This window comes from Pectobacterium sp. HCp5_1, from assembly GCF_032905925.1.
GTDB lineage: Bacteria > Pseudomonadota > Gammaproteobacteria > Enterobacterales > Enterobacteriaceae > Pectobacterium > Pectobacterium brasiliense_A.
The window spans coordinates 142,261-165,283 of sequence record NZ_JAUMIO010000004.1 but is presented as its reverse complement, the minus strand read 5'-3'; the positions used below and the strand labels follow the sequence as shown (position 1 = coordinate 165,283).

Annotated in this window: 24 protein-coding genes; 20 read left to right on the top strand and 4 right to left on the bottom strand. The window is 55.0% G+C overall.

The annotated features are described in order from the left end of the window. The first annotated feature begins 122 nt into the window (after positions 1-122). From Q3A88_RS04890 to Q3A88_RS04875, 4 genes are all read left to right on the top strand, one after another. On the top strand, positions 123-1,298 hold the full coding sequence (locus tag Q3A88_RS04890; protein WP_025920338.1) for an HNH endonuclease: 1,176 nt from the start codon (positions 123-125) through the stop codon (positions 1,296-1,298). Continuing rightward, the gene (locus Q3A88_RS04885; protein WP_249651835.1) at positions 1,298-2,548 is read left to right on the top strand and encodes a nucleotidyltransferase; all 1,251 of its coding nucleotides are present in this window, start codon (positions 1,298-1,300) and stop codon (positions 2,546-2,548) included. The genes Q3A88_RS04890 and Q3A88_RS04885 overlap by 1 nt, the downstream gene beginning before the upstream one ends. Before the next feature lie 292 nt (positions 2,549-2,840). Beyond that, positions 2,841-4,316: a ThiF family adenylyltransferase gene (locus Q3A88_RS04880; protein ID WP_249651877.1), complete on the top strand. Its 1,476-nt coding sequence runs from the start codon at positions 2,841-2,843 to the stop codon at positions 4,314-4,316. Continuing rightward, on the top strand, positions 4,313-4,804 hold the full coding sequence (locus Q3A88_RS04875; RefSeq protein WP_249651834.1) for a Mov34/MPN/PAD-1 family protein: 492 nt from the start codon (positions 4,313-4,315) through the stop codon (positions 4,802-4,804). The genes Q3A88_RS04880 and Q3A88_RS04875 overlap by 4 nt, the downstream gene beginning before the upstream one ends. Here Q3A88_RS04875 and Q3A88_RS04870 read toward each other — a convergent pair. Beyond that, positions 4,801-5,346, bottom strand: coding sequence for a 3'-5' exonuclease (locus tag Q3A88_RS04870; protein WP_049825635.1), 546 nt, complete (start codon positions 5,344-5,346; stop codon positions 4,801-4,803). The two genes, Q3A88_RS04875 and Q3A88_RS04870, sit on opposite strands and share 4 nt — an antisense overlap. Positions 5,347-5,889: 543 nt before the next feature. On the opposite strand from Q3A88_RS04870, the gene Q3A88_RS04865 reads away from it, so the two are divergent. The 7 genes from Q3A88_RS04865 to Q3A88_RS04835 are packed head-to-tail and all read left to right on the top strand — an operon-like array spanning position 5,890 to position 11,855. After that, positions 5,890-6,459, top strand: a complete 570-nt coding sequence (locus Q3A88_RS04865; protein WP_317177512.1) for a PilL N-terminal domain-containing protein — start codon at positions 5,890-5,892, stop codon at positions 6,457-6,459. After that, positions 6,456-7,106, top strand: coding sequence for a hypothetical protein (locus tag Q3A88_RS04860; RefSeq protein WP_317177511.1), 651 nt, complete (start codon positions 6,456-6,458; stop codon positions 7,104-7,106). Before Q3A88_RS04865 ends, Q3A88_RS04860 begins: the two co-directional genes overlap by 4 nt. 11 nt (positions 7,107-7,117) lie before the next feature. Further along, positions 7,118-7,834 (top strand): TIGR03759 family integrating conjugative element protein, encoded by a 717-nt coding sequence (locus Q3A88_RS04855; protein WP_317177510.1) that lies wholly within the window; start codon positions 7,118-7,120, stop codon positions 7,832-7,834. Further along, entirely contained in the window at positions 7,816-8,409 is a 594-nt protein-coding gene (locus Q3A88_RS04850; protein WP_103182602.1) for a transglycosylase SLT domain-containing protein, read from the top strand. The genes Q3A88_RS04855 and Q3A88_RS04850 overlap by 19 nt, the downstream gene beginning before the upstream one ends. Next, positions 8,406-8,945, top strand: coding sequence for an integrating conjugative element protein (locus Q3A88_RS04845; protein WP_317177509.1), 540 nt, complete (start codon positions 8,406-8,408; stop codon positions 8,943-8,945). The genes Q3A88_RS04850 and Q3A88_RS04845 overlap by 4 nt, the downstream gene beginning before the upstream one ends. 4 nt (positions 8,946-8,949) lie before the next feature. Beyond that, positions 8,950-11,109 (top strand): type IV conjugative transfer system coupling protein TraD, encoded by a 2,160-nt coding sequence (traD, locus tag Q3A88_RS04840; protein WP_317177508.1) that lies wholly within the window; start codon positions 8,950-8,952, stop codon positions 11,107-11,109. Beyond that, positions 11,106-11,855 carry a TIGR03747 family integrating conjugative element membrane protein gene (locus Q3A88_RS04835; protein ID WP_249651828.1) on the top strand — a complete coding sequence of 250 codons (750 nt, stop codon included), beginning with the start codon at positions 11,106-11,108 and terminating at the stop codon, positions 11,853-11,855. The genes traD and Q3A88_RS04835 overlap by 4 nt, the downstream gene beginning before the upstream one ends. Positions 11,856-11,931: 76 nt before the next feature. Here Q3A88_RS04835 and Q3A88_RS04830 read toward each other — a convergent pair whose 3' ends face one another. The 3 genes from Q3A88_RS04830 to Q3A88_RS04820 form a co-directional block, all read right to left on the bottom strand. Then, positions 11,932-12,996 carry a toll/interleukin-1 receptor domain-containing protein gene (locus Q3A88_RS04830; protein ID WP_249651827.1) on the bottom strand — a complete coding sequence of 355 codons (1,065 nt, stop codon included), beginning with the start codon at positions 12,994-12,996 and terminating at the stop codon, positions 11,932-11,934. Between the two features lie 269 nt (positions 12,997-13,265). Next, positions 13,266-14,528, bottom strand: a complete 1,263-nt coding sequence (locus Q3A88_RS04825) for a tetratricopeptide repeat-containing protein (RefSeq protein WP_249665173.1) — start codon at positions 14,526-14,528, stop codon at positions 13,266-13,268. Positions 14,529-14,559: 31 nt separating this feature from the next. Beyond that, positions 14,560-14,973, bottom strand: coding sequence for a TIR domain-containing protein (locus Q3A88_RS04820; RefSeq protein WP_249651825.1), 414 nt, complete (start codon positions 14,971-14,973; stop codon positions 14,560-14,562). 252 nt (positions 14,974-15,225) lie between these two features. On the opposite strand from Q3A88_RS04820, the gene Q3A88_RS04815 reads away from it, so the two are divergent. From Q3A88_RS04815 to Q3A88_RS04775, 9 genes are read left to right on the top strand one after another with little or no spacing between them, the layout of a single operon-like run. Then, positions 15,226-15,603, top strand: a complete 378-nt coding sequence (locus tag Q3A88_RS04815; RefSeq protein WP_306798051.1) for an RAQPRD family integrative conjugative element protein — start codon at positions 15,226-15,228, stop codon at positions 15,601-15,603. Next, positions 15,600-15,833, top strand: a complete 234-nt coding sequence (locus tag Q3A88_RS04810; RefSeq protein ID WP_137742619.1) for a TIGR03758 family integrating conjugative element protein — start codon at positions 15,600-15,602, stop codon at positions 15,831-15,833. The genes Q3A88_RS04815 and Q3A88_RS04810 overlap by 4 nt, the downstream gene beginning before the upstream one ends. An 18-nt stretch (positions 15,834-15,851) precedes the next feature. Then, the gene (locus tag Q3A88_RS04805) at positions 15,852-16,211 is read left to right on the top strand and encodes a TIGR03745 family integrating conjugative element membrane protein (protein ID WP_025920322.1); all 360 of its coding nucleotides are present in this window, start codon (positions 15,852-15,854) and stop codon (positions 16,209-16,211) included. A gap of 12 nt (positions 16,212-16,223) precedes the next feature. Then, positions 16,224-16,622, top strand: coding sequence for a TIGR03750 family conjugal transfer protein (locus Q3A88_RS04800; protein ID WP_129712328.1), 399 nt, complete (start codon positions 16,224-16,226; stop codon positions 16,620-16,622). Next, positions 16,619-17,299: a PFL_4703 family integrating conjugative element protein gene (locus Q3A88_RS04795; RefSeq protein WP_249651823.1), complete on the top strand. Its 681-nt coding sequence runs from the start codon at positions 16,619-16,621 to the stop codon at positions 17,297-17,299. Before Q3A88_RS04800 ends, Q3A88_RS04795 begins: the two co-directional genes overlap by 4 nt. Further along, positions 17,296-18,198, top strand: coding sequence for a TIGR03749 family integrating conjugative element protein (locus Q3A88_RS04790; RefSeq protein ID WP_161128642.1), 903 nt, complete (start codon positions 17,296-17,298; stop codon positions 18,196-18,198). The genes Q3A88_RS04795 and Q3A88_RS04790 overlap by 4 nt, the downstream gene beginning before the upstream one ends. Continuing rightward, positions 18,188-19,597 carry a TIGR03752 family integrating conjugative element protein gene (locus Q3A88_RS04785; RefSeq protein ID WP_317177507.1) on the top strand — a complete coding sequence of 470 codons (1,410 nt, stop codon included), beginning with the start codon at positions 18,188-18,190 and terminating at the stop codon, positions 19,595-19,597. Before Q3A88_RS04790 ends, Q3A88_RS04785 begins: the two co-directional genes overlap by 11 nt. After that, on the top strand, positions 19,578-20,015 hold the full coding sequence (locus Q3A88_RS04780) for a TIGR03751 family conjugal transfer lipoprotein (protein WP_161128640.1): 438 nt from the start codon (positions 19,578-19,580) through the stop codon (positions 20,013-20,015). Before Q3A88_RS04785 ends, Q3A88_RS04780 begins: the two co-directional genes overlap by 20 nt. Beyond that, a complete protein-coding gene (locus tag Q3A88_RS04775; protein ID WP_317177506.1) occupies positions 20,015-22,876 on the top strand; it encodes a conjugative transfer ATPase in 2,862 nt (953 codons plus the stop codon). The genes Q3A88_RS04780 and Q3A88_RS04775 overlap by 1 nt, the downstream gene beginning before the upstream one ends. Positions 22,877-23,023: the final 147 nt, after the last annotated feature.

The window sequence follows — 23,023 nt, the reverse complement described above, 5'->3', positions numbered from 1 at the left end:
GTTTTGAGCGGGAGAACTTTATTGTTTGCCGCTTTACTTCCCCCCCTTGTATTCTGGCTTAGAGACCCCATAAGATCGTAAAGCACACGCACGCAATGATACGGATGTCTCAAGGAGATCAAGTGGGAAAACAAGAAAACGCTAAGGTTGCCACTGGCCGTTACAACACTGATGAGGTCACAAAACGTGTTGTTTGGATCCAATCTGCGGGTCATTGTGAGCTTTGCGGAGTGGATCTTATGCACGACTATCGTGCAGGAAAGCCAATGAGGTGGGGCGAAGTGGCCCATATTTTACCGGCTAGTCCCAAGGGCCCTAGGGGTCGCGATGATCATGACGAGACGAAGGCTGAGTCGCTTACCAGCGACACAGCAAACCTCATGCTGCTCTGCCCAACCTGTCACGACAAGATCGATCGCGATGCTGATGGATATCCAGAAAGCGACCTGAGCGGGCTTCATCAGGCTTATTTGGAGCGTGTCCGGCTGGCAGCAACCACTCCTGACGGAGGAAGAGCTATTCCAGTAATTGTACAAAGCCAGCATTTCGCGACAATTAACGATATCCCTGTTCGTGATCTATTGGTTGCAATGTCCTCAGAGGGACTGACTGCATTTGATCACCCCATCAAGATCACTTTTCCTGCCCCAAGCCATCGGGGCCGGGACGCCCATTACTGGCAGAGCATTCAGGATAGCGTTCAGCATCAATTAGAGCATCAGCTAACGCGTCGTGGCGGAACCTATGGTGATGCTCCTACGTTGGCAGTGGTGGGCTTAGCAGATATTCCTGCGTTGATAATGCTGGGACAATCCTTAGGTGATCGATCCAAGCGCCTGCTCTTCTCGTACAACCGAGAGCACCAGCTACGTTGGCCTAATCAGTCAGCTGAACCACCAAAATTTCTGTTTAGCCCCCCTATGGATGGAGAGGGGCCGATTGCTCTGGTACTGTCTATTTCCGCTCAGGTTCCACCTCGCGATGTCGAAGAGGCTCTGCCTGGTGCGCGTATCGCAGAGTTGACTATACCCGAACCCAGTTACGCGATGGTTCAGAATCGTCGCGTAATACACGCGTTTCGCGACGCGCTACAAACACATTTGAGCCAGCTAGAGGCCATGACTGCAGACACAATCCATGTGTTTGCGGCGATTCCCGCTGCTTTGGCAATTGAGTTCGGTGCCTTGCTCACAACGCAACACCAACACGCTTACCTGATTTTCGATCGAGATAAAGACAACCACAACAGGTTCACGCCAACACTACATTTGGGCCACCAAGCCCAGGAGGTTCGTTGATGTCCATAAGCAATGAACAAACCAAGCGCGGGAGCTGGGAGCACTTTCTGCTCCGCGCCGCGAGGGAGATCTCACTGTCGGAAGCACAGTACAAGAAGATCAACAACCGGTACTCTAAACTGGAGCGGATCCTCAACGCATCCGACAATCCACTACTGGCGGAAGCACATATTTTTGTCCAAGGCTCCATGCGCCTGAAGACGACGATTAAACCCGTTTCCGGAGCCCCCGAGGATCTGGACACCATCGATGCGGACGCCATTATTTGGCTCCCCCATGCCCAGGGAGCTGGGGCTCAAGAAGTTCTTGATGCTATTGAGGAGCGCTTCAAGGCTGGCAGCCGTGTCCAAGAAGAAATCAAACAGCTACGTCGGGGTATCCGGATCATCTATGCCGATGAGAATCCTGGCTTCCATATTGATGTCACACCGGCGCGTGCCATCAATGGGAATTCTCAGAGCAATGGCGAAGGTAAGCTGGAAGTGCCAGACCGGGTAACTGGCTGGAAGGCGAGCAGCCCGATCCCCTACTCCAACTGGCTGCAAGTGGCTTCAAAACAGACGATTTCGTTGGAGCATCTGGTCGTCGCAAAAAGTCAACGCACCTTTGATGCTGCAACTCAGGATCCGCTGCCACAGTATGAGGACTACCTCGATCAAGACCCACTTCGAGCAACGATTAAGCTGCTGAAGCGACATCGAGATGAGTGGGCTATCCGCACCAAAAATGCAGACCATCGCCCGATTTCAGCAGTCATCACCACGCTCGCTACCCACGCCTACCTTGACGTGGCGAAAGAATCTCAGTCGGCACCGTTAAGGCCACTGGACGCCATTCTCGAAATCGTCCGGAGGATGACGGATCATATTAAACACAGGGGGAACGAATGCTTTGTCTGCAATCCAGCAGACAGCGGCGAGAACTTTGCTGAGAAATGGAATAGACCGCTTGATGGGCAGCGCTACCGCCGGGCATTCCAAGAATGGCACGAGAATGCTAGCGCATCAGTGTCGCTGGGGCTTGAAAGCTTCGATTCTGCCGAGGCTTTTGCCAAAGCAGTGAAGGAAAACTTTGGCATGGGCCCCGCATTCATTTCGGCAGTGAACAGAGAAATTCCGTCCAACTGGACGATGCCTGGCCGCCCGGACGGAACCACCCGAAACTCCACGTCGATGGGCGCCCTGTTTGGTGGTCTCAGCGGAACAGCGAGTTCTCAAGAGGATGTGAAGCCAGTTGGGCGTCTTGGTTGATCACACCGATACGCTTCTGCAGCAGGGTATAGCCGCACTGCGAGGCGCTCTTGGCGAAGATGCCGCACTGGCTCTGCTTCAGCCTGTTGCTACACGGGCTGACGAAGCTGCGAGTTACATCTTTCCGTTGCCAGTAGACTATACGGGCGCAGAGAGACGTTTACGCATCGGCTTTCCGAGGAATTTCCCCCGCAGCGGGCTGAGGCTTACTGTCGAGCCTTCGCCATGGCTTATATGGCCCCACGCCATGGAAGTCGAGCTTTGCCTTCATGGCTTCCAGGAGCGCCCAGTGATGGGCACCCCCGAATATGTTGTATCGGATAGCCTGGCTCGATTACGCAAGATCGTTAACCTATCCCGAATGGGATCATGCGCAGCTACCCGGGACGCCGAATTTCAGCGTGAAATCACGTCCTACTGGTCTAGGCAGCAGGGACTGTCACTACAGAACCTCATTCTTCTTGATCGCCCCCAAGCCGCCTCGAAGCTGTTTGCTCTAAGCGACCCTAGGCAAACATTGCCTTCTGGCCAGGAGACAGTCTGGCTCGCAACGGATCTGTCATCACTCAAAAAACACTGCAGGCGCACGATTGGACGTTCTCCAAGAATGCGTGCCCCGGAGACCCCTGGATTTTACGCGAAGCTTCAGAGTTATCCGGACCTACGTCTTCCAGCCCCAGAGTTACTGCTCACATGGCTCATGCCACACCTTACCCCTGAGGACAGCACTCAGCTGTTAGCTTGGTTCAATGAGCGTGGCTCGCTACCCAATCGTTGGATTGCTTTGGAGCTTCCAGGAGATTCCAATGCTCCAATCTACTGCCTGAACATTCGCGCATACGGCCCGCAGTTGGATAGAGGATCGAAGTTTTACCTGCGATCAGCGCGGCGCCGACCTGCAGTTGCGGTCAATTACCCCCCAGTTCTGATCCGAGCAACGACGCTGGATGTGCTGGATCGAACAGAAATCTTGTCTCGTGACCTCAGTGGCGTAGCGCAGAAACTTGAAGGAGCTCACGTCGTTTGCGTTGGCGTAGGCTCATTGGGTAGCACCGTTGCCCTACAGTTGGCTCGCTCGGGGGTTGGCCATCTGACACTCATTGACCCGGACCATTTGGTCTCGGCAAATCTTGGCAGACATGTGCTCGGTGCTGATGACCTCAGTCTCTCCAAGGCCAAAGCGCTTCAGGAGCAAATTCGCAAAGACCTGCCTACTACGGAAGTCACGGCGTTTGCAACCTTCGCCGAAGTAGTGATGTACAAGAATCCCGAAGTTTTTGATAAGGCGGATCTTGTGGTGGTTACTACCGCGGACTGGCAGTCGGAGGTGGCGCTATGGGGGGCCAAGTCGAATGGTGTCTCCTGGGGTTTACTCCAGGCCTGGAGTGAGCCTCATACACAGGTGGGACATGCGCTCCTAGCGCCATCTGGTGCATTTGATGCTCGAGGACTGTTCACAGACAACGGTGATTTTAAGCACAAGTTCACTGAGTGGCCGGAAGGTGGAGTCGTCGCTCTTCCCGCCTGCGGGGAGAGCTTCATCCCAGGAGGTTCTCTTGGAATGGTGAACATTGCTTCGATGGTTTCTCAAACTGCATTACGAGTGTTGAGCGGAAACATCGATAGCCCGAGCTGGGTCAGCAGCATCAATAGGCCTAATGATGTGGTGACGCTGGGAGGTAAATACCTTGGACCTGATCTACCTGCCGGAATTCAGCAGGCTCAGTTGGAGCGCCATTGGCCGGAGACATTGGAGAGAGGTAAATGACGACGATCGCCTGGCAATGGAGTTGGCCTGGGCTGAACACTCCTCTGTTGGTATCGCAGGAGGTCGCGAGTCTCCTGGAAAGCTATAGGCAGAAGCGCTTTGAAGTAGAGCGTGGGGGACAGCTATTCGTCGCCCCCTCAAGCGCTACCGGACTGGTACTCGCCTTGGCGACGCCCCCTCATAAAGATGATCGAGCAGGCAGGACTTGGCTAGATTTGAATGCTCATCGCTGCCGAAAGGAAATTGAGCAGGCTAATGCTGTAGGTCTCCGCTTGGTGGGGTACTGGCATACGCACCCACAAAGCATTCCTATGATCTCCCCCACTGATATCGGGAGTTTTTCTCGGTTCGCCGCGCACTACACCCAAGAACTGCCGCACCCGATGGCAATCATTGTGGGCAACTCCAGTAGCAGTGATGGCATAAAGGCTTGGTCCTTCAGGGATGGGCGGTATGTTGAAGCCACCTGGGGGCTCGGTTCGGATTAACGGTTACGTGCTTCTGCCAACATAAGAGCGAAAAGCTCCCCCTGAAACCGTGCGTCGTCTAGCGCATTATGGCTGGGTACGCTTATGGGGTTGAACCGAGCAGTCATCTGGGAGGATTTGGTTTCCTTCCAGAGGCATCCGGTAAGCCCCATGTAATACGCCTTCATGTCGATTGCGGTGAACCCAAAGGGGTTCATCCCAGAATACTTATGGAAATAGTAATTGATGAAGGACCAGTCGAATGGAGCATTAAGCCCCACGAAAATGACTTTCTGCTCTGCAGGACACACCTGAGTCAACCATTGCTCAAGCTTGAGCATCGCCACCTGCGGGGGAAGTCCTTCACTTTCGAGCGTACAGAGGTCAAGGCCTGTTACTGCCATGGCTTCCGGATCGTGCTTTAGGCCGTCAGGCTGAAGCTCGAGATAGATTGACTGAACTGGATCCGAGACAAGGCAAGCTCCTATGGAAAGCAGGCTATAAATGCCCGGTACCGGCCCAGAAGTCTCGACATCGACAGAGACATAAAGCTCATTGCTCATCAGTTTTCCTCTTAAATTTCGGAGAGAATTTGGGGGGAACTCCCGAAGCGTCATAGCCACTCAATGGCCATTTCTGACTGATAACTGACATTATAGAATTCCGTTCAAGTTTCTGTTACTTCTGCCTAAATAACTTTGCATATTACCGCTCCACTTTAACCAGACCATGGTGATTACCAAAGAACTGTGAGGCTACCTTCATAAACTGTTTCCCGGGAGTGTCTGAAATTCCCTGTTCCAGTCAATTCCACATATACCAGAACCGATTTCAGGCGGATACATCAGAACATGACGGCACGGATTCGTGCCGTCCGAACGCAGTCCTCATACTGCGGCCAAGTTGAACATCTTGCGCAATACGCCAAAGGGTTCGGCTCACCTCGGCCCGCTTGTAGGCCAGCGTCTTCATCAACGTGCCCACACCCGGACGCCTCACGTCCTGCACCATGACGCAAAATAGGAAGGCACCCAATCCGCATTCTTTGCTGATCAAACCCACGCCTCAGACGAAGGTAGCAGCTCATCGCCATAGAGAGCTGAACCATGTCACCCACACACTCAACCCGGCGGCTGTTCGTCAGTCATCTGCTGATCATTGCAGCCTTGAGCAGCGGATGCACAACAACCACTGCCCCGCCCCTCTCACCACCCATTAAAGCGGTCTCCTCGGTTCCCGACGCGACGCCGAACTTCATCCCAATCGTGCGCTACGGGCGCTATACCCTTGTAGAACTGGCACCCAACGCGGCACAGCGCGACCTGCTGCTACAGGTCATTGACGTGGCAATCCCCGAAGACGCCCGTGCCACCGTCGGTGATGGCCTGCGGCATGTGCTCAAACGCAGCGGTTATCAGCTCTGTGAAACAGCACAACCCCTCATTGAACTGTATTCACTTCCGCTCCCCGCCGCTCACCTGCACATGGGGCCAATGACCCTACGTGACGCTCTGCTGACCCTGGCTGGCTCAGCGTGGGATATGCAGGTCGATGACTGGGTGCGGCAGGTGTGCTTTGTACGCGCCAGCACAGATAGCGAGGTCGGTGCAGTTTCCAGCGACCTCCCGGCCGCCAAGGCAGGTAAAGCGACCCTGTCCGCAGGAGGTCAACCATGAACAACGCACCTACGAGGCTGAAGCGCACGGCAACCGCAGTCTCCTGGTTCCTGATCTATGCGTGGTTGAGTGTGCTCACTGTTTTTATCAGCCAGAGCTATCGCGCGATAGCCAACCTTGCTGAACGTGAACAGGTGGATGCCAGCGTGCGGCAAGTTCACGTACTGGAAGCAGGCATGGCAGAGCTGGCTGACAGCATGCAGGTACTTCAAACGCACACTCTCCCTGCCAGCGCGACAACCCTACGGGAATTACAGCAGAATCTGGAAAATCGCCTCGTTCAAATCGAGCAGATGCAGGAAAACCAGGCTTCCACACAAGCCGTGCAAACCCTTCGTGACGAGCTTGAGCGGCTCAAGTCTCAACAGGACGTTGCCCGTCCAAGCCCGCCAACCACCCACAGCACTGCCAGCCCTGCAGCGACAGCGCCCAGGAACATGCCATTTCCGCTCCGCATCTTGGGTCTGGAGCTGCGTGCGGGACAACGCATGGTCTCGCTGGTACCTGCCAGCGGAAAGCTGTCATCCACACAAATCCAGCTTGTGTCGCTCGGCGAAACCGTGGGCCAGTGGCGACTGGATGCCATTGAGGGTGACACCGCAATTTTCAGCCGCGCTGGACAGACGCGCCGCCTGGCGATCCCCTGATGGAGAAGACCATGAAACGCCTGATGACGATCCTTATCGCTGCTGCGGTGACCGCCCTTCCACTCCCCACGATGGCACAGCAGCCCACCACTATGGAGTCTCGTATCGTACCGACTCGGGTCGAACAGCACCGAGACGCGCACCTGGCCCAGGACTGGGGCCTGAACGCCGAAGAATGGCAGCGTTACCGCGAACTCATGGAGGGGCCGCTCGGCACATATTCACCCAACCTCGACCCACTATCAGCATTGGGCATCGAGGCACGCAGCGACGACGAACGACAACGCTATGCCGAACTGCAAGTACAGGCAGAAGCACATCGTGTTGAAAAGCTGCTGGCCTATCAACGCGCTTACGATGAAGCCTGGCAAAGGCTGAACCCCGGCATGCAGCGAGTGAACCTGCCGGATGCCGCCCCCAACAGCAACGCAATGACCGGCAGCGGCCGCACGGCAGTGTTCGTCAAAGAAGACTGCCTTACGTGCGCCGAGCACGTACAACGCCTGCAAGCGTCGGGTACTGAATTCGATCTGTACATGGTCGGCTCGCGGCAAGACGATGCGCGTATCCGCGATTGGGCCAAGCGTGCCCGGATCGACCCGGTACGGGTGCGTAATGGAGCCATCACCCTGAACCACGATGCCGGCCGCTGGTTGTCTCTGGGCATGCCCGGAGAACTGCCTGCCAGTCTCAGACAGATCAATGGTCAATGGCAACGCCAGCCCTGAACGCCATGCAGCGCCTGAATTTACTACTGGTGTACCTGCTGCTGACCAACCTGGCGCAGGCGCAGGAAATCCCTCCTCCCGCCTACCAGTTGGCCGCTCAACGCGCAGGTATTCCCTCCGTCGTCCTGTATGCGGTGGCGTTGCAGGAAAGTGGCGTGTACCGGAGAGAACGCATCGTGCCGTGGCCGTGGTCTCTGAATGTCGCCGGCCAGTCACGCCGATATGCCAGCCAGGCGCAAGCCTGCGCAGGAGTGCATCAGGCGCTACAAGACGTACCACCTACCCGCATCGACGTGGGCCTGGGGCAGATCAATCTCGGTTGGCAGAAGCACCGCTACGGCCAACCCTGCGAATTACTCGATCCGTACAACAACCTGGCTGTCGCGGCACAGATCCTCAAAGAGCAGCACACACCCGGCGAAGACTGGCTGCTGGCGATTGGTCGCTACCACCGACCCGCTGGAGGTGCTCCGGCGGCACGCTACCGCCGCAGTGTGTCGCAGCACCTTCAGCGCGTATTAGGGCCACAACAGCAATTGTTCGCCACGACTATCAGCAAGGAGACCTCCCCATGATGCCTCATATCGCTGCCGTATACGGCCTGCTCCTGACCCTCACCACCGTACCGCCGTTGCTGCACGCGGCACAACCGCCCATCGTGGTGAAAGACCTGGGCGGGGCATCCGCCCTGCCGTACTACGAAGCGCTCAGCCTTCAGGCACGTTCACCTGGTACGCCACGCCCCCCTATTGCACTCCCCTCGGTGCAGGTCAATCCAGCCACCGAAGCGGACATGTTGCCAGTGCGTAGCCCGAAACTCACACCCGGCACCGTAGCACGTCGGATCATTGACGCTCCTGGCCTGCAGCCGTTCTTCCTGGTCGGCGACGATGAAGCATCGCATGTGTGGCTGCAACGCCAAGGCGTATCATTGCGCGAGCGTGGTGCCATCGGTCTGGTCGTCAACGTAGAGACTGAGGACGGTCTGGTACGCCTGCGCACAGCCGCGCCGGGCCTGCAGCTTGCGCCCGTTGCAGCCGATGACCTGGCCGAACGCCTTGACCTGCGACATTACCCCGTGCTCATCACCAGCACGGGTATTGAGCAATAACACGATGGCACAGACTCAGCCGGTCGAGGTACTGCTGCGCCCCCCTGTGGAGCTCTACACTGTTGCCGTTTGTGCCGGAGCCGCGCTGTTGTGCGTAGCTGCACCGTGGTCGCTCGCGCTGAGTCCGGATATCGGCATCGGTAGCGCACTGGCTTTCGGGATCTTTGGCGTACTGCGCTGGCGCGATGCGCAGGTGATCCTGCGCTACCGCCGCAATATCCGTCGCCTGCCACGTTACGTGATGACGAGCAGGAATGTGCCTGTCAGCCAACAACGCTTGTTCATTGGCAAAGGGTTTCGCTGGGAACAAAAGCACACCCACAGATTGATGCAGACCTACCGACCCGAGTTCAGACGCTATGTGGAGCCGACACCCGCCTACCAGTTGGCACGTCGCCTGGAGGAACGGCTGGAGTTCGCACCTTTTCCGCTGTCGCTACTGCCCTGCCTCACAACTTGGGATATCCCGCTCAATCCAGTACGGCCATTACCGCCTGTTGGCGGCTTGCCGCGCCTGCATGGCATCGAACCGGAGGAAGTTGATGTCAGCCTGCCGCTGGGCGAACGCGTTGGACACTCCCTCGTCCTGGGCACCACACGCGTGGGTAAAACGCGGCTGGCCGAATTGTTCATCACCCAGGACATTCGTCGAAAGAATCACCTCGGCGAGCATGAAGTGGTCATTGTTTTTGATCCTAAAGGAGACGCAGATCTGCTCAAGAGGATGTTCGTCGAGGCAAGACGCGCAGGCAGAGAGAACGCGTTCTATGTGTTCCATCTGGGGTGGCCGGAGATCAGCGCCCGTTACAACGCGGTAGGCCGATTCGGGCGAATTTCCGAGGTCGCGACGCGTATCTCGGGCCAGCTATCGGGAGAGGGAAACAGTGCGGCCTTTCGGGAATTTGCCTGGCGATTCGTCAACATCATCGCCAGGGCATTGATTGAACTGGGGCAACGACCAGACTACATGCTGATCCAGCGCCACGTCATCAATATCGACGCCTTGTTCATCGAATACGCCCAGCACTACTTCGCCAGAACGGAACCCAAGGCCTGGGAAGTCATCGTTCAGATTGAAGCCAAGCTAAACGAGAAGAATATTCCCCGAAACATGATCGGCCGCGAAAAGCGCGTGGTCGCCCTTGAACAATACCTCAGTCAGGCCCGTAACTACGACCCCGTACTGGATGGCTTGAGATCGGCGGTTCGCTACGACAAAACCTATTTCGACAAGATCGTCGCCAGCTTGCTGCCCCTGCTTGAAAAACTCACCAGCGGCAAAATCGCCCAATTGCTGGCACCGAACTATTCGGATCTGAGCGACCCCAGGCCGATTTTCGACTGGATGCAAATCATCAGGAAACGCGCGGTAGTCTACGTCGGACTCGATGCGCTGTCTGATGCCGAAGTCGCCGCCGCAGTGGGCAACTCGATGTTCAGCGATATGATCTCTGTGGCCGGCCACATCTACAAATTCGGTATCGACGACGGCCTGCCCGGTGCATCAGCAGACACCAAAGTACCAATCAACGTTCATGCCGATGAATTCAATGAGTTGATGGGTAACGAATTCATCCCGATGATCAATAAGGGTGGCGGTGCCGGCATCCAGGTTACCGCCTACACTCAAACCCTGAGCGATATCGAAGCACGCATTGGCAATCGCGCCAAAGCAGGTCAAGTCGTCGGAAATTTCAATAACCTGTTCATGCTGCGCGTGCGCGAGACAGCCACCGCCGAACTGCTCACCAAGCAATTGCCCAAGGTGGAGGTCTACACCACCACGGTGGTCAGCGGCGCAACCGACAGTTCAGATATCTACACCAAAACCGACTTCACCAGCAACACGCAGGATCGCATCAGCATGTCGAGCGTGCCGATGATTGAGCCGTCACACGTTGTTCAACTTCCAAAAGGGCAATGCTTTGCACTGCTGCAAGGTGGCAACCTGTGGAAAGTCCGCATGCCCCTGCCCGCCCCCGATTCAGATGAAATCATGCCAACCGATCTTCAGCAATTGGCAGGTTACATGCGTCAAAGCTACACCGATACCGGTCAATGGTGGCAGAACCAGGGCTCACCTACGCTACAGGAGCAAGCGCTACCGCCTGAACTGCTTGATGAGGATGCCGACCCTATTATCGACGAGAGTAAAGCGCCATGAGCGATCCAGCAGCTACGGCACAACATCAGCAGACACGCCGGAAAAGCCTGCTGGCCAGTGTCATCACCTTGCCATTCAGGTTAGTGGGTGTGCTGATTGGCTCATTGCTGATTTCAATCATCGTGGAATGCGCAGGCATGCACCTGTTCTGGAAAGACCAGGGCTGGCAACACTCGCAGGCGATGCTGCAGTACGAATTGGGACACCTGTCGAATAACTTTACCCGCAGCGTCATCGTGCAGGAGCCGGGCCGCACGGCACACCAGCTCATCGACGCTGGCTATGAATGGATGTTCATCAAGACCGGACTACTTGAGCGCATGCAGCAGACCGCCGAGCATGCACGTGCTACCAGCCAGATACCCAGCCGCGACTTACGCTACTTCGTAAGCCAAGCCTATGTGTGGTCAGAAAACTATCTGATCGCCGCAGTCTTCACCACACTGACGTTCATGGTGCGCTTGCTGGTGCTGGTACTGACATTGCCGCTCATTGTCATGGCTGTGTTTGTGGGCTTGGTTGATGGCCTGGTGCGGCGCGATGTACGCAAGTTTGGCGCGGGTCGGGAATCAGGATTCGTTTACCACAGGGCAAAAGCCGCGTTACTGCCGCTGGCTGTGCTGCCCTGGGTAGCCTATCTGGCACTGCCGGTATCGGTTCATCCGCTGATGATTCTGCTGCCTGGTGCTGGATTGCTGGGATTTGCAGTAAATCTCACTGTGGGTAGCTTTAAGAAATATTTGTGAGCCTAAATTACGTTCAATCTTATATGTTAGGTCACCGTTTTATCACTGGCCACAGAACAATTACCAACTTCAAAAATCATTCTTGCCCTATTTCTGAGTCGTCCATACTGCCTGATTTACTAGTCCTTCGTTGGCGTTCCAGAGTTCTACCAAGCAGATGCCGTGAATGCATCATCAACTCTTCAAGTTCAAACATTTGGTCTTTGGAGCGCGTACCCATTTCCCATAACAATGGTCCATGAGTTATACGTTCAAAAATTCTAATAAATTGGCTAAGATTTTCAAAGGCTCCTGGGTGACCGGACTCTAGTTTTCTATATGTCTCTAGCGCCAACTCATAAATCCAAGGAAAATCTTCTTTCAAAAAACTCGCTACAATTAGTATGGATATATTCCCCCCCGACTCCTTGCTAGACATGTGAATAATCTCATCTAGCATTCTAGGGTGAACCCTTCTGTTTCGTCTGCGTGCTATTGGGCTATTTGGATCAATTCGCTTCTCTATACGAGCAGGAAGATCCTGAAACATTACTTTTATCTCTTCAAATATTTTTGCAACAGATGAATCCTCGTTTTCTTCTTCCTTGACATCAATCTCATTTTTTCTCTCAAGAAATGCAGCAATTTTTTGCTTAAATGCTTCAACTTGCGTTTTCACCACTTCATGATCAGGTTCTGAATTAGGTATACGACGAACTAACTGAATTACAAGAGCAGTCAATGAATCAACATCATCATCCAAGTTCTGGAACTGTGCAAATGGTCCTGTTGCAGCAATATTAAGTCTAATACCAAGAGCAATCCCATGGACTGGAGTGTCTAGTTTTCCCTTAGCTACTCCTGCTTCGAATAGAATCCATGGTCTATTTATACTATTTGGAGTCAGTAAACAAACAACATCTGATGATGCCTCCAGCTTTTTCATTATCTCGGGATACCACTCAACACCATATTCTATTCCTTGATTTCCCTTTTTATCAGAAGAGCGGAATGATTTTAAAACACCAGCACTCACACTACTTAACAAACGACTAAATGCTTCTGCAATCTCAGCATCGCGTGTATCGTGGCTAATAAAAACCAGTGCATTTGTACGCCGATGAGGAGTTTCTTGATTCAAACTATTAATTTGTTTTTCCAAAGGAGATCTCCCTATAACAATAGGAAAATAAAGTGAAAAAATAAAACCAACCATTTATCATGGTTAATTATTGCATATAAATTTAAGACATGAATTTTTAATTAAATTAAAACTAGAGCAGTTTCATTCTCACACCTTTTTAATTTCATCAAAAACCAATGAGGTATAGATATAATAAAAATGTCATTAAAAATCTCATATCAACACTCAAGATAACCAATTACAATTAGCTAACAAAAAGCTACAGATGCAATCAATTTTTATGCTTTTTATGCCGTAAATTTTAGTATGGCGTTCTTCCCGGCTATAAACGTTTCTATCTCCCACTGAGCTAACCGTCCACTAGACCCAAAATCAAGAAACCTTTTCTCAAATGAATTTGCTCTATCAACCCTGCCTAAACTAAGTAGCACATTTGCCATTGAAGCCAACACCCATTTTTGATCAGAACGTTCTTCAAAACTGGAAGAGTTAATAATTGCATCAAGAATATTCTCAAGTTCCTCACGCACCTTACGAGCACTAACATTATAATAACTTTTTTCAACGGTATCAGACTCAATCTCTGCACGATAATTAAGACAAATAGCTTGGTTTTCACCAGTATAATAATCCCGCCTAATATCGAAGCCTCTTCCATAATATTTAATAGCAAGGTCAAGTTCAGCAACATCTTGAGTAACTTGCCAAAGACGCTTATGAATAGCGCCTGCAATACCCAAAGTCTCAGGATCATTAGAATCATCTGGAGATAGTTCGTTAATAATTTTGAGCGCGTTAACCAGAGCTGATATTTTAGATGGCAATTCACTTTTATAAGTGGCTAATGCAAGCCTTTGGATGATATAGGTATCGCCTTGTTTTATCTTCAAAGCCGCTGAATAATTATTAATAGCAGCGCTGAATTCGTCAGAACGTAATGCAGATTCTGCAGACTCAAGTACATATGCAAATTGTTCTTCACTGTGTTCACTCTGCTGAATCAATGCTTCAATTTGCTCATCAGACATCTTGGGTTGGATCAAGCGTGGAATGAAAGTATAAACTGGACTATCAGGTCTTTGAACATCCAGCACCTCATTGATTAGATTAGATAAATCTAGAATGGCACGCCTTGCTTCACTAGCTCCAATATCTTCCCCTAGATGATCGTAAGTAAAGGTACTTGTATGGTTTAGATCGAAATGCAATTTCCCTTTACTTTCTTTCATTATAACAGTGGAAAATGGTTTAAGCGCATGGCGTACACCTAGCTCGTACAAAGCATTAGGATTACCAGTCGAAATATCAGCAATCACTAAATCAGCGCGTAATAGCATTTCATACATTGGTAGATCAATATGCCCTGAATGCATAACTTCATCCGCGCGGATACAACGCAAACCTGCTGCAATTGCAGCAGGTTTGATTATTTCCCGATACGTTGCATTCAGATCAAGTGTTCTTCCAGTTTCATAATCTGTTTTTTTCCCAAATCCCATAACGACAAAGCATAACTTAGATTCTGCCCCTACCCCAACATTATCTCGCACGATAATTCTCTCTTTGTCCACAAACTGCTTGTTACATTGCATGTTTACGGATAGCTGTAACGATGCTGTTAGTATTCCAGCGAACCATTTCTTTCGCAACAGTTTGAACAACCTCAGGTATGCGTTGCTGTCCCCATGGCACTACACCAATAATGGGTTTCTGATATTTAGCCGCAATAGCTATTTCAGTGTTGATCCAGTCACTATGAGCTGCATACATACCACTAAGGATAATAACAACGTTAGCGATTCGAATTTGTTCATCTAAAGCAGCTTTCAGCTTCTCGTCTGTGATAGGTGTAGGTATAGGATCTGTTTTTGGTACAGAGGAATTCCTGAATAAAAAATTCGGAGCGCCTTTAAGCATTTCAGTCAATCGTTCGTATTCGCTATGGTATTTCCATGCATGGGAAATAAAACCAACATAAGTTTTCAGCGCTGGCATTTTCTCTTTGATTACCTTTACATTTGAAATATTAGATTTAACAAAAATATAAAATACATCTTTTCAATGAGAAATAAAATGCTTAATTAAATCTTTTCTTTCAAGAAAGAAAATTATCATGCTATTTATTTATTTTTTTATATTTATTCTGCTATCAATTAAATCAGGTTTCGTTAAAAACCTATTGTCTACAGCATAAGCCCTGAACTCTTGTCATGATCACAGCATTGTGTTCTTACGAGGGAAGATTCTATGGGGATTTCTATCTATGCTGGTGCTGTACGCTACAGTACTGCTCTACTTATCGCCATCTTCTGGATGGGGGCATCACTATCAGTTTCCGCAGACACATCAGCCCAGCGTCAAGAACTGGCGGCCGCACTGCGCCAGCTCGACGCACTGGAGCACTTCGTTGCGCAAAGCGCATCCAGAACCTCTACTGCACCAGGCGAACGCTATCACTTCGACTACCCCCGACTGCTCGATGATTTAGCGCGTGTACGCACAGGCATCCAGTTCCATCTGTCGCCGTCGCGCGCCCAGCCGCGCGACGCCACCGAGCTGAGCAGTCACTACCGCCAGGAATCGGTATCCGAGCGCAGCAACGTCTCCCCAGAAGGCCAGCCATGACTGCCGCACAGATCAGCGCCTTCCAGGCAAACAGCAGTATTACACCTGCAGCCATGTCCACTGTCCTGATCGGCATCGTGTTCGCTGTTCTGCTGCTATGGGGCGCATGGGCCATCCGCACCGCCTACGTCGGCTGGGCCGAGAACCAGCTCAACCAGCGTCAGTTCCTCGGTGTCATCGTGCGCTTTCTCGCGATGTACCTCGTACTGACGTTTTTCCTCCTCTCGTAACCAGAAAGGATCAACCCCATGAAATACCACCACTCTCCCACTCGCCTCGTTCAGCGCGTCGCGCTGGCTTTGAGCCTGACCACCTTGCCCTCACTGTCATTCTCACAGGGATTGCCGCAACTGGAAAATCCCTCGCGTGGCACAGGTGGCGGCATCATGGAAACCATCCGCAACTACGGCTACGACATCGTCCTGTTGGTCGCGCTTCTGGTAGTCGCCAGCATGTTCATCGGTGTGTGCTATCACGCGTACGGCACCTACGCCGAGATCCACAACGGCAAGAAAACCTGGGGCCAGTTCGGCCTGACGGTTGCGGTTGGGGCCGTACTGCTGGTGATCGGCATCTGGCTGCTGACCGAAGCTACCGGCATTTTGTGAGAGGGGCTGGACATGTCAGCGCATCCTCATATCCGCGCAGACGGCACCGTCACGTTCCTGCCGCATCGGCTCAATAGGCATCCGGTGGTGGTGCGCGGTCTGACAGCCGATGAGCTGTGGATCTGCTGTGGCCTGTCCGGTAGCGCCGGGTTGCTCATCGGCATCCCGCTGTCCTGGCTACTTTCGACCATCGCTCTGGCACCGACCTGCATTGTGCTGGGCATCGCCTGCGGCGTGTTCGTTGGTGGCGGCTTCCTGCGACGACAGAAGCGCGGTCGCCCCGACACCTGGTTGTACCGCCAGTTGCAATGGCACATCACGACCCGCTATCCGCTGCTTACAGGCTGGGTCGGCGGACACCGACTGATCACGCACTCAGGCTTCTGGTCGAATAGAAGGACAACGCGATGAGCCGATTCAAGAACGAAGTCACACATCTACAGGCACACATCAAGACCCTTCGTATCGGTGCCAGTGCATTACTTCTGGTATCACTGGTGATGGGGGCCGGTTGGTGGAGCGCACCGCGTGACCTGACCATTCACGTACCGCCCGACCTGCGCTCGGGGAGCGCACGTGCCTGGTGGGAGGTGCCTCCCGAGTCGGTCTACGCTTTCACCTTCTATGTATTCCAGCAACTCAATCGCTGGCCAACCAATGGGGAAGAGGACTACGCACGCAACCTGCATGCATTGTCGCCGTACCTCACCCCAGCATGCCGTGCCTTTCTGCAGGCGGATTACGACTATCGCCGCAGTACTGGAGAACTGCGGCAGCGCGTACGCGGTGTCTACGAAATCCCAGGGCGCGGCTATGGCGACAACCCCACAGCACGGGTGCGCACAATATCCAACCGCGACTGGGTGGTGACACTCGACCTCAGCGCCGACGAGTACCACGGCCCGGAACAGGTCAAACGCGCCCTGGTGCGTTACCCAGTGAAAGTCGCACGTGCCGATGTCGATCCGGCCCGTAATCCGTTTGGCCTCATGCTCGACTGCTACGACGGTGCCCCGCAACGCATCACAACCCCCACACCGGAGCCACCGAGTCGTGGCGGTCTGGGTACACAGGGAGAAACCCCATGAAGCATCACCCTCTCCGTCTCATCTGGTTGGGGCTGCTGTCCCTGATGCTGACTCCCGCAGCCCATGCTGTGGAGATCCTGCACTGGGAGCGACTGCCGCTTGCCGTTCCCCTTACGGTCGGACAGGAACGCATTGTGTTTGTGGATCGCAACATCCGTGTTGGCGTCCCGGCCAGCGTCGGCGATCGACTGCGCGTACAAAGTGCTGGAGGTGCAATTTACCTGCGAGCCAGTGAGCCCATCGAACCCACCCGATTGCAGTTGCAGGACGCTGACAGCGGCACGCTGATTCTGCTCGACATTGCGGCCTCCCCCGCCAAAGACGGTGAGCCGGCGCTTGAGCCGGTACGCATCGTTGAGGGCAATACCACGCCACCGCGCTATGGCCAGCAACAGGACAACCAAACCGATGCCCCCATCAAAGAACAGGACAGGCCGACACAACGTGAAACTCCCGTGGCCGTGGTACTGACGCGCTACGCCGCACAGAATCTGTACGCCCCACTGCGCACCGTTGAACCTGTATCCGGCATTGTGCGCGTGAACCTGCGCCGCGACCTGCCACTCGACACCTTACTGCCGACGCTGCCTGTTCAGGCGACCGCGCTGGCATCATGGCGGCTGGAAGATCAGTGGGTGACTGCCGTGCGGCTGACCCATATGGAGGGGGGCTGGGTCGAACTCGATCCGCGCACACTTCAGGGCGACTTCCTCACCGCCACTTTCCAGCATCCGGCGCTTGGCCCACACGGCATCCCCGAAGACACCACCGTGTTGTATCTGGTCACCCGCCAGCATGGGCTATCGCAGTCACTGCTACCCGCCATCCAACGCTTTGATCCCGCCAGGCACGTACAAACCACGACAAGCCCGACGACGGAGGTGCAGCATGCGCAGTAACGGTCTGCTGAAATGGCTGATGATCCCCGTCGCACTGCTGGTGCTGTTCGTTGGCATCCGCATGTTCTCTGGTGGCAGCACACAGTCCCCTGCCTCGACAGAGACAGCCAGCCAGCTCACCCCGGAGGAAATGAAGGCGCTGGGCATCGAAGGGGACACACCCCGTGATACCGTCGCGACCCTGGTGGCGCAGGTTCGACAACTGCGCACCGAGCTGCAAACTGCCACCACCGACAACCGGGCACAGCGAGAAGAAAACCAGCGTTTGCGTCAGCGCGAAAGCGCCATTGACCAGCGCATCAGCACCGCACTGGAGTCCGAGCGAACCAGCCTGCGCCGCGATCAGGCACAACTCAGCAGCGAGCGCCAGAAGACCGAAGGTCTGCTGGCAGATTTGCAACGGCGGCTGGACAGCATGGGCAGCGGCGGTCACGGCGACCTGCCCGTCGGTCTCGGCCTGCAAGACGGGGATGCGGAAGGATTCAGCGACGAGACCACGATCCGCTGGGTAGAGCCTGATGATGTCAGACAGACTGAGGGCCGTCATGGCAACGCTGCGCCGAGCTTTCCGACACGTTTCGGGCCAGCCCCAGCCCAGAAAACGCTGGAAACCACGGCCAGCCCTGTAACCGATGCGGGAGCCAGGGCTGCTGGCGTCAAAACTGCCAGGGCCGTCTACACCGTACCGACCAATTCGACGCTGATGGGCTCTGTCGCGATGACTGCGCTGATCGGTCGCGTGCCCATCGATGGCACCGTCAATGACCCCTACCCTTTCAAAGTTTTGGTCGGCCCCGACAACCTCACGGCCAACGGAATCGATATTCCTGATGTGGCTGGAGCGGTATTCAGCGGCACCGCCTCCGGCGACTGGACACTCTCATGCGTCAGGGGGCAAGTTCGCTCCATCACCTTCGTGTTTCATGACGGCACCATTCGCACTATCCCCGAAGACGGCGATGGCAATCAGCGCAACAACGATCAAGACGGCCTGGGCTGGATCAGCGACCCCTACGGTATCCCGTGCGTGTCCGGCGAGCGCCGCAGCAATGCCCAGCAGTATCTCGGCACACAGGCGCTGATCACCGCTGCAGGGGCTGGCGCGGCATCGCTCATCGATTCAGACAGCGGTCAAATGTCCTACGCCGGTGCCGACGGCTCCATCGGTACGGTGGGCATCAGCAGCAACGAGGCTGTGGGTCGTATTCTCGCCGGCGGTGTACGCGACATGTCGGACTGGGTCAACAAGCTCTATGGACAGGCATTCGCAGCGGTCTATGTGAAACCAGGCGCACACGTCGCTGTTCACCTCGAAAAACCCCTCGCCATCGACTATGAGCCCGAAGGTCGCAAAATCGACCATCGCACAGGAGAAAGCCATGCGCTCGAACTGGACTAAACCGCTGGCAATCATGCTATCCGTAACCGTATTGACCGGCTGCGCCACGAGCAAGGAAGACCTGTTACCCCATGGCGGCCAAACCATGCAGGACATCTGGCAGCAAGAGAGCGGCAATGGGGGCCGAGTGGGACAGATGGCCTATCGACAACTGCTCGATGCCCGCCAAAGCTTGCGCCGTCCACTCAGCCACGCGGATGTGCAAGCTGCTCCTGCAGAACAGGCACACTACACGCGTACCGCCGCCAATGAAGTACGCAGTCAGTTTCAGCGACTGCCGAATCCCGACCTGCTGATGTACGTATTCCCGCATCTGGCGGGGACGGACCCGATTCCCGTGCCGGGTTACACGACTATCTTCCCCCTCTACCAACGTGTGCAGTACGCAATGCCGGGCGAACGTACGGAGGATTACTGATGGTCTGGTCACGTCCCTGGCGCAAACCCTCTGTGCCTACCAAAGATAAACAACCGGACGGCTGGCAGCGCCACATCGATGCATTACGAAAATCGGGCATTCCCGAACCCGGAGCCACCGTGAGGGAGAGCCGTCCCGCCACGCAAGCGGATGAGCAGGCCTTGTACGACGTTGCGCCATCGTTCGTCGCGTTGCTGCCCTGGGTCGAATACCTGCCCGAATCACAAAGTATGCTGCTGGAAGATGGTATCTCGGTCGCCGCATTCTTCGAACTGACCCCGTTGGGCACCGAAGGCCGCGAGCCAGCCTGGCTGGCTCAGGCACGGGATGCGCTGGAAAACGCGTTGCAGGACAGCTTCGACGAGCTCGACGACAACCCCTGGGTGCTGCAACTCTACGCTCAGGACGAGACCAACTTTGACCCGTATCTGCAGACCCTTCGTGGCTACATCCAGCCGCGAGCGCAGCACTCACGCTTCACCGAGTTCTATCTACGTTCGATGGCCCATCACCTGCGCGCGGTAGCAAAACCGGGAGGCCTGTTCGAGGATGCCACAGTCACGCGACTGCCCTGGCGCGGACAAACACGACGGGTACGCATGGTGGTCTATCGCCGTACCGCTGGCAGCACGGCACGACGCGGCCAGACACCCGAGCAGGCTTTGAATGTGGTTTGTGACCGCCTGTGTGGTGGCCTGGCCAACGCAGGCATCCGCACCCAGCGCCTGGACGCGCCGCGCATCCATGACTGGCTACTGCGCTGGTTCAACCCACACCCCACGCTGCTGGGCACCAGCGCCGAAGACCGCGAACGTTTCTACCAACTGACCGCCTACCCGGACACCCACGAGGCCGATGAAATCGAGCTGGCCTCCGGGTGTGATTTCAGTCAGCGGCTGTTCTTCGGCCAGCCACGCTCAGATGCGGTCCGGGGCGTGTGGCATTTTGACGGCATGCCGCATCGGGTGATGATGACCGACCGCCTGCGCACACCACCCAGCGTGGGTCACATGACGGGCGAGAATCGCAAGGGCGATGCCATCAACACCCTGTTCGACCAGATGCCGGAAGACACGATGATGTGCCTGACACTGGTTGCCACACCGCAGGACGTACTCGAAGCACACCTGAATCACCTGGCAAAGAAAGCCGTTGGCGAGACGCTGGCGTCCGAACAAACCCTGGCAGACGTGCAAGAGGCACGCTCGCTGATCGGCAGTTCTCACAAGCTGTACCGCGCCAGCCTGGCGTTCTATTTACGCGGCCGGAATGAAGCGGAACTCGACAGACGGGGCCTTCAACTGGCAAACGTGATGCTGGGCGCAGGCCTGCAGCCAGTGCGCGAAGAGGACGAAGTCGCCCCGCTCAACACCTATCTGCGCTGGCTACCGTGTATGTACAACCCGGCCCAAGATCGCAAACAGTGGTACACGCAACTGATGTTCGCCCAGCATGTGGCCAACCTCTCGCCGTCCTGGGGACGTAGCCAGGGTACAGGCCATCCAGGCATCACCGTCTTCAATCGTGGAGGCGGCCTGATCACGTTCGACCCCTTCAACCGCCTGGATCGGCAGATGAACGCGCACCTTTTCCTGTTCGGCCCTACAGGTTCGGGCAAGAGCGCCACCCTCAACAACCTTCTCAATCAAGTTACTGCAATCTATCGTCCACGCATCTTCATTGTGGAGGCCGGCAACTCCTTCGGTCTGTTCTGCGAGTTCGCCCGGCGCTTGGGACTGACCGTCAACCGGGTCAAGCTCGCCCCCGGAGCTGGTGTGAGCCTTGCGCCGTTCGCCGATGCCCGCCGACTCATCGAAACACCCAGCGATGTACAGACACTCGATGCCGATGAACTGGATGATGAGCAGCAGAGCAAGGAAGCCGAAGCTGACGAACAGCGCGATGTGCTGGGCGAACTGGAGATCACGGCACGCCTGATGATCACGGGGGGTGAAGACAAGGAAGAAGCCCGCATGACCCGGGCTGACCGCTCGTTGATCCGCCAATGCATTCTGGACGCCGCTCAGCGCTACGTCACTGCCAACCGTACCGTGCTGACCCGTGATGTGCGCGATGCGCTGCGAGAGCGAGGTCATGACACCACGCTGCCGGAAATCCGGCGCGTTCGCCTGCTGGAGATGGCCGACGCGATGGATATGTTCTGCCAGGGCAGCGACGGAGAAATGTTTGACCGTGACGGAACGCCCTGGCCCGAGGCCGACATCACCCTGGTCGACCTGGCGACCTATGCACGTGAAGGCTACAACGCACAACTGTCGATCGCCTATATCTCGCTTATCAACACCGTCAACAACATCGCCGAGCGTGACCAGTTCCTGGGCCGCCCCATCCTCAACGTGACAGACGAAGGCCATATCATCACCAAAAACCCCTTGCTCTCGCCCTACGTCGTGAAGGTCACGAAAATGTGGCGCAAGTTGGGTGCGTGGTTTTGGCTCGCGACACAAAACATCGACGATCTACCGAAGGCGGCAGAACCCATGCTCAACATGATCGAGTGGTGGATTTGCCTGTCGATGCCACCCGACGAGGTGGAGAAAATCGCAAGGTTCAGGGAGCTGACACCCGCGCAGAAGGCGCTGATGCTGTCCGCGCGCAAAGAATCTGGCAAATTCACCGAAGGCGTCATCCTCTCCAAGAACCTGGAAGTGCTCTTCCGTGCCGTCCCGCCCAGCCTCTATCTCGCCCTGGCGCAGACCGAGCCCGAGGAAAAAGCCGAACGCTACCAACTGATGCAGCAGTTCGGCATTGGCGAGTTGGATGCCGCACTCAAAGTAGCCGAAATGATTGACCATGCGCGTGGCATCACCTCCCTGCCATATGGACACCCACTGGGTTGAAGTCAGGAATTTGACCTGCTCCAGTTAGGGATATACACGCGAGCGCAACTTGAAAGAGTAGTCGACTCACTCCTCTCATCAATACGGTGACCGTCAGCGTCCTTTTGTTTGTCGTGCCCCACTCGGCTTTGCAGTGGACTACCACCA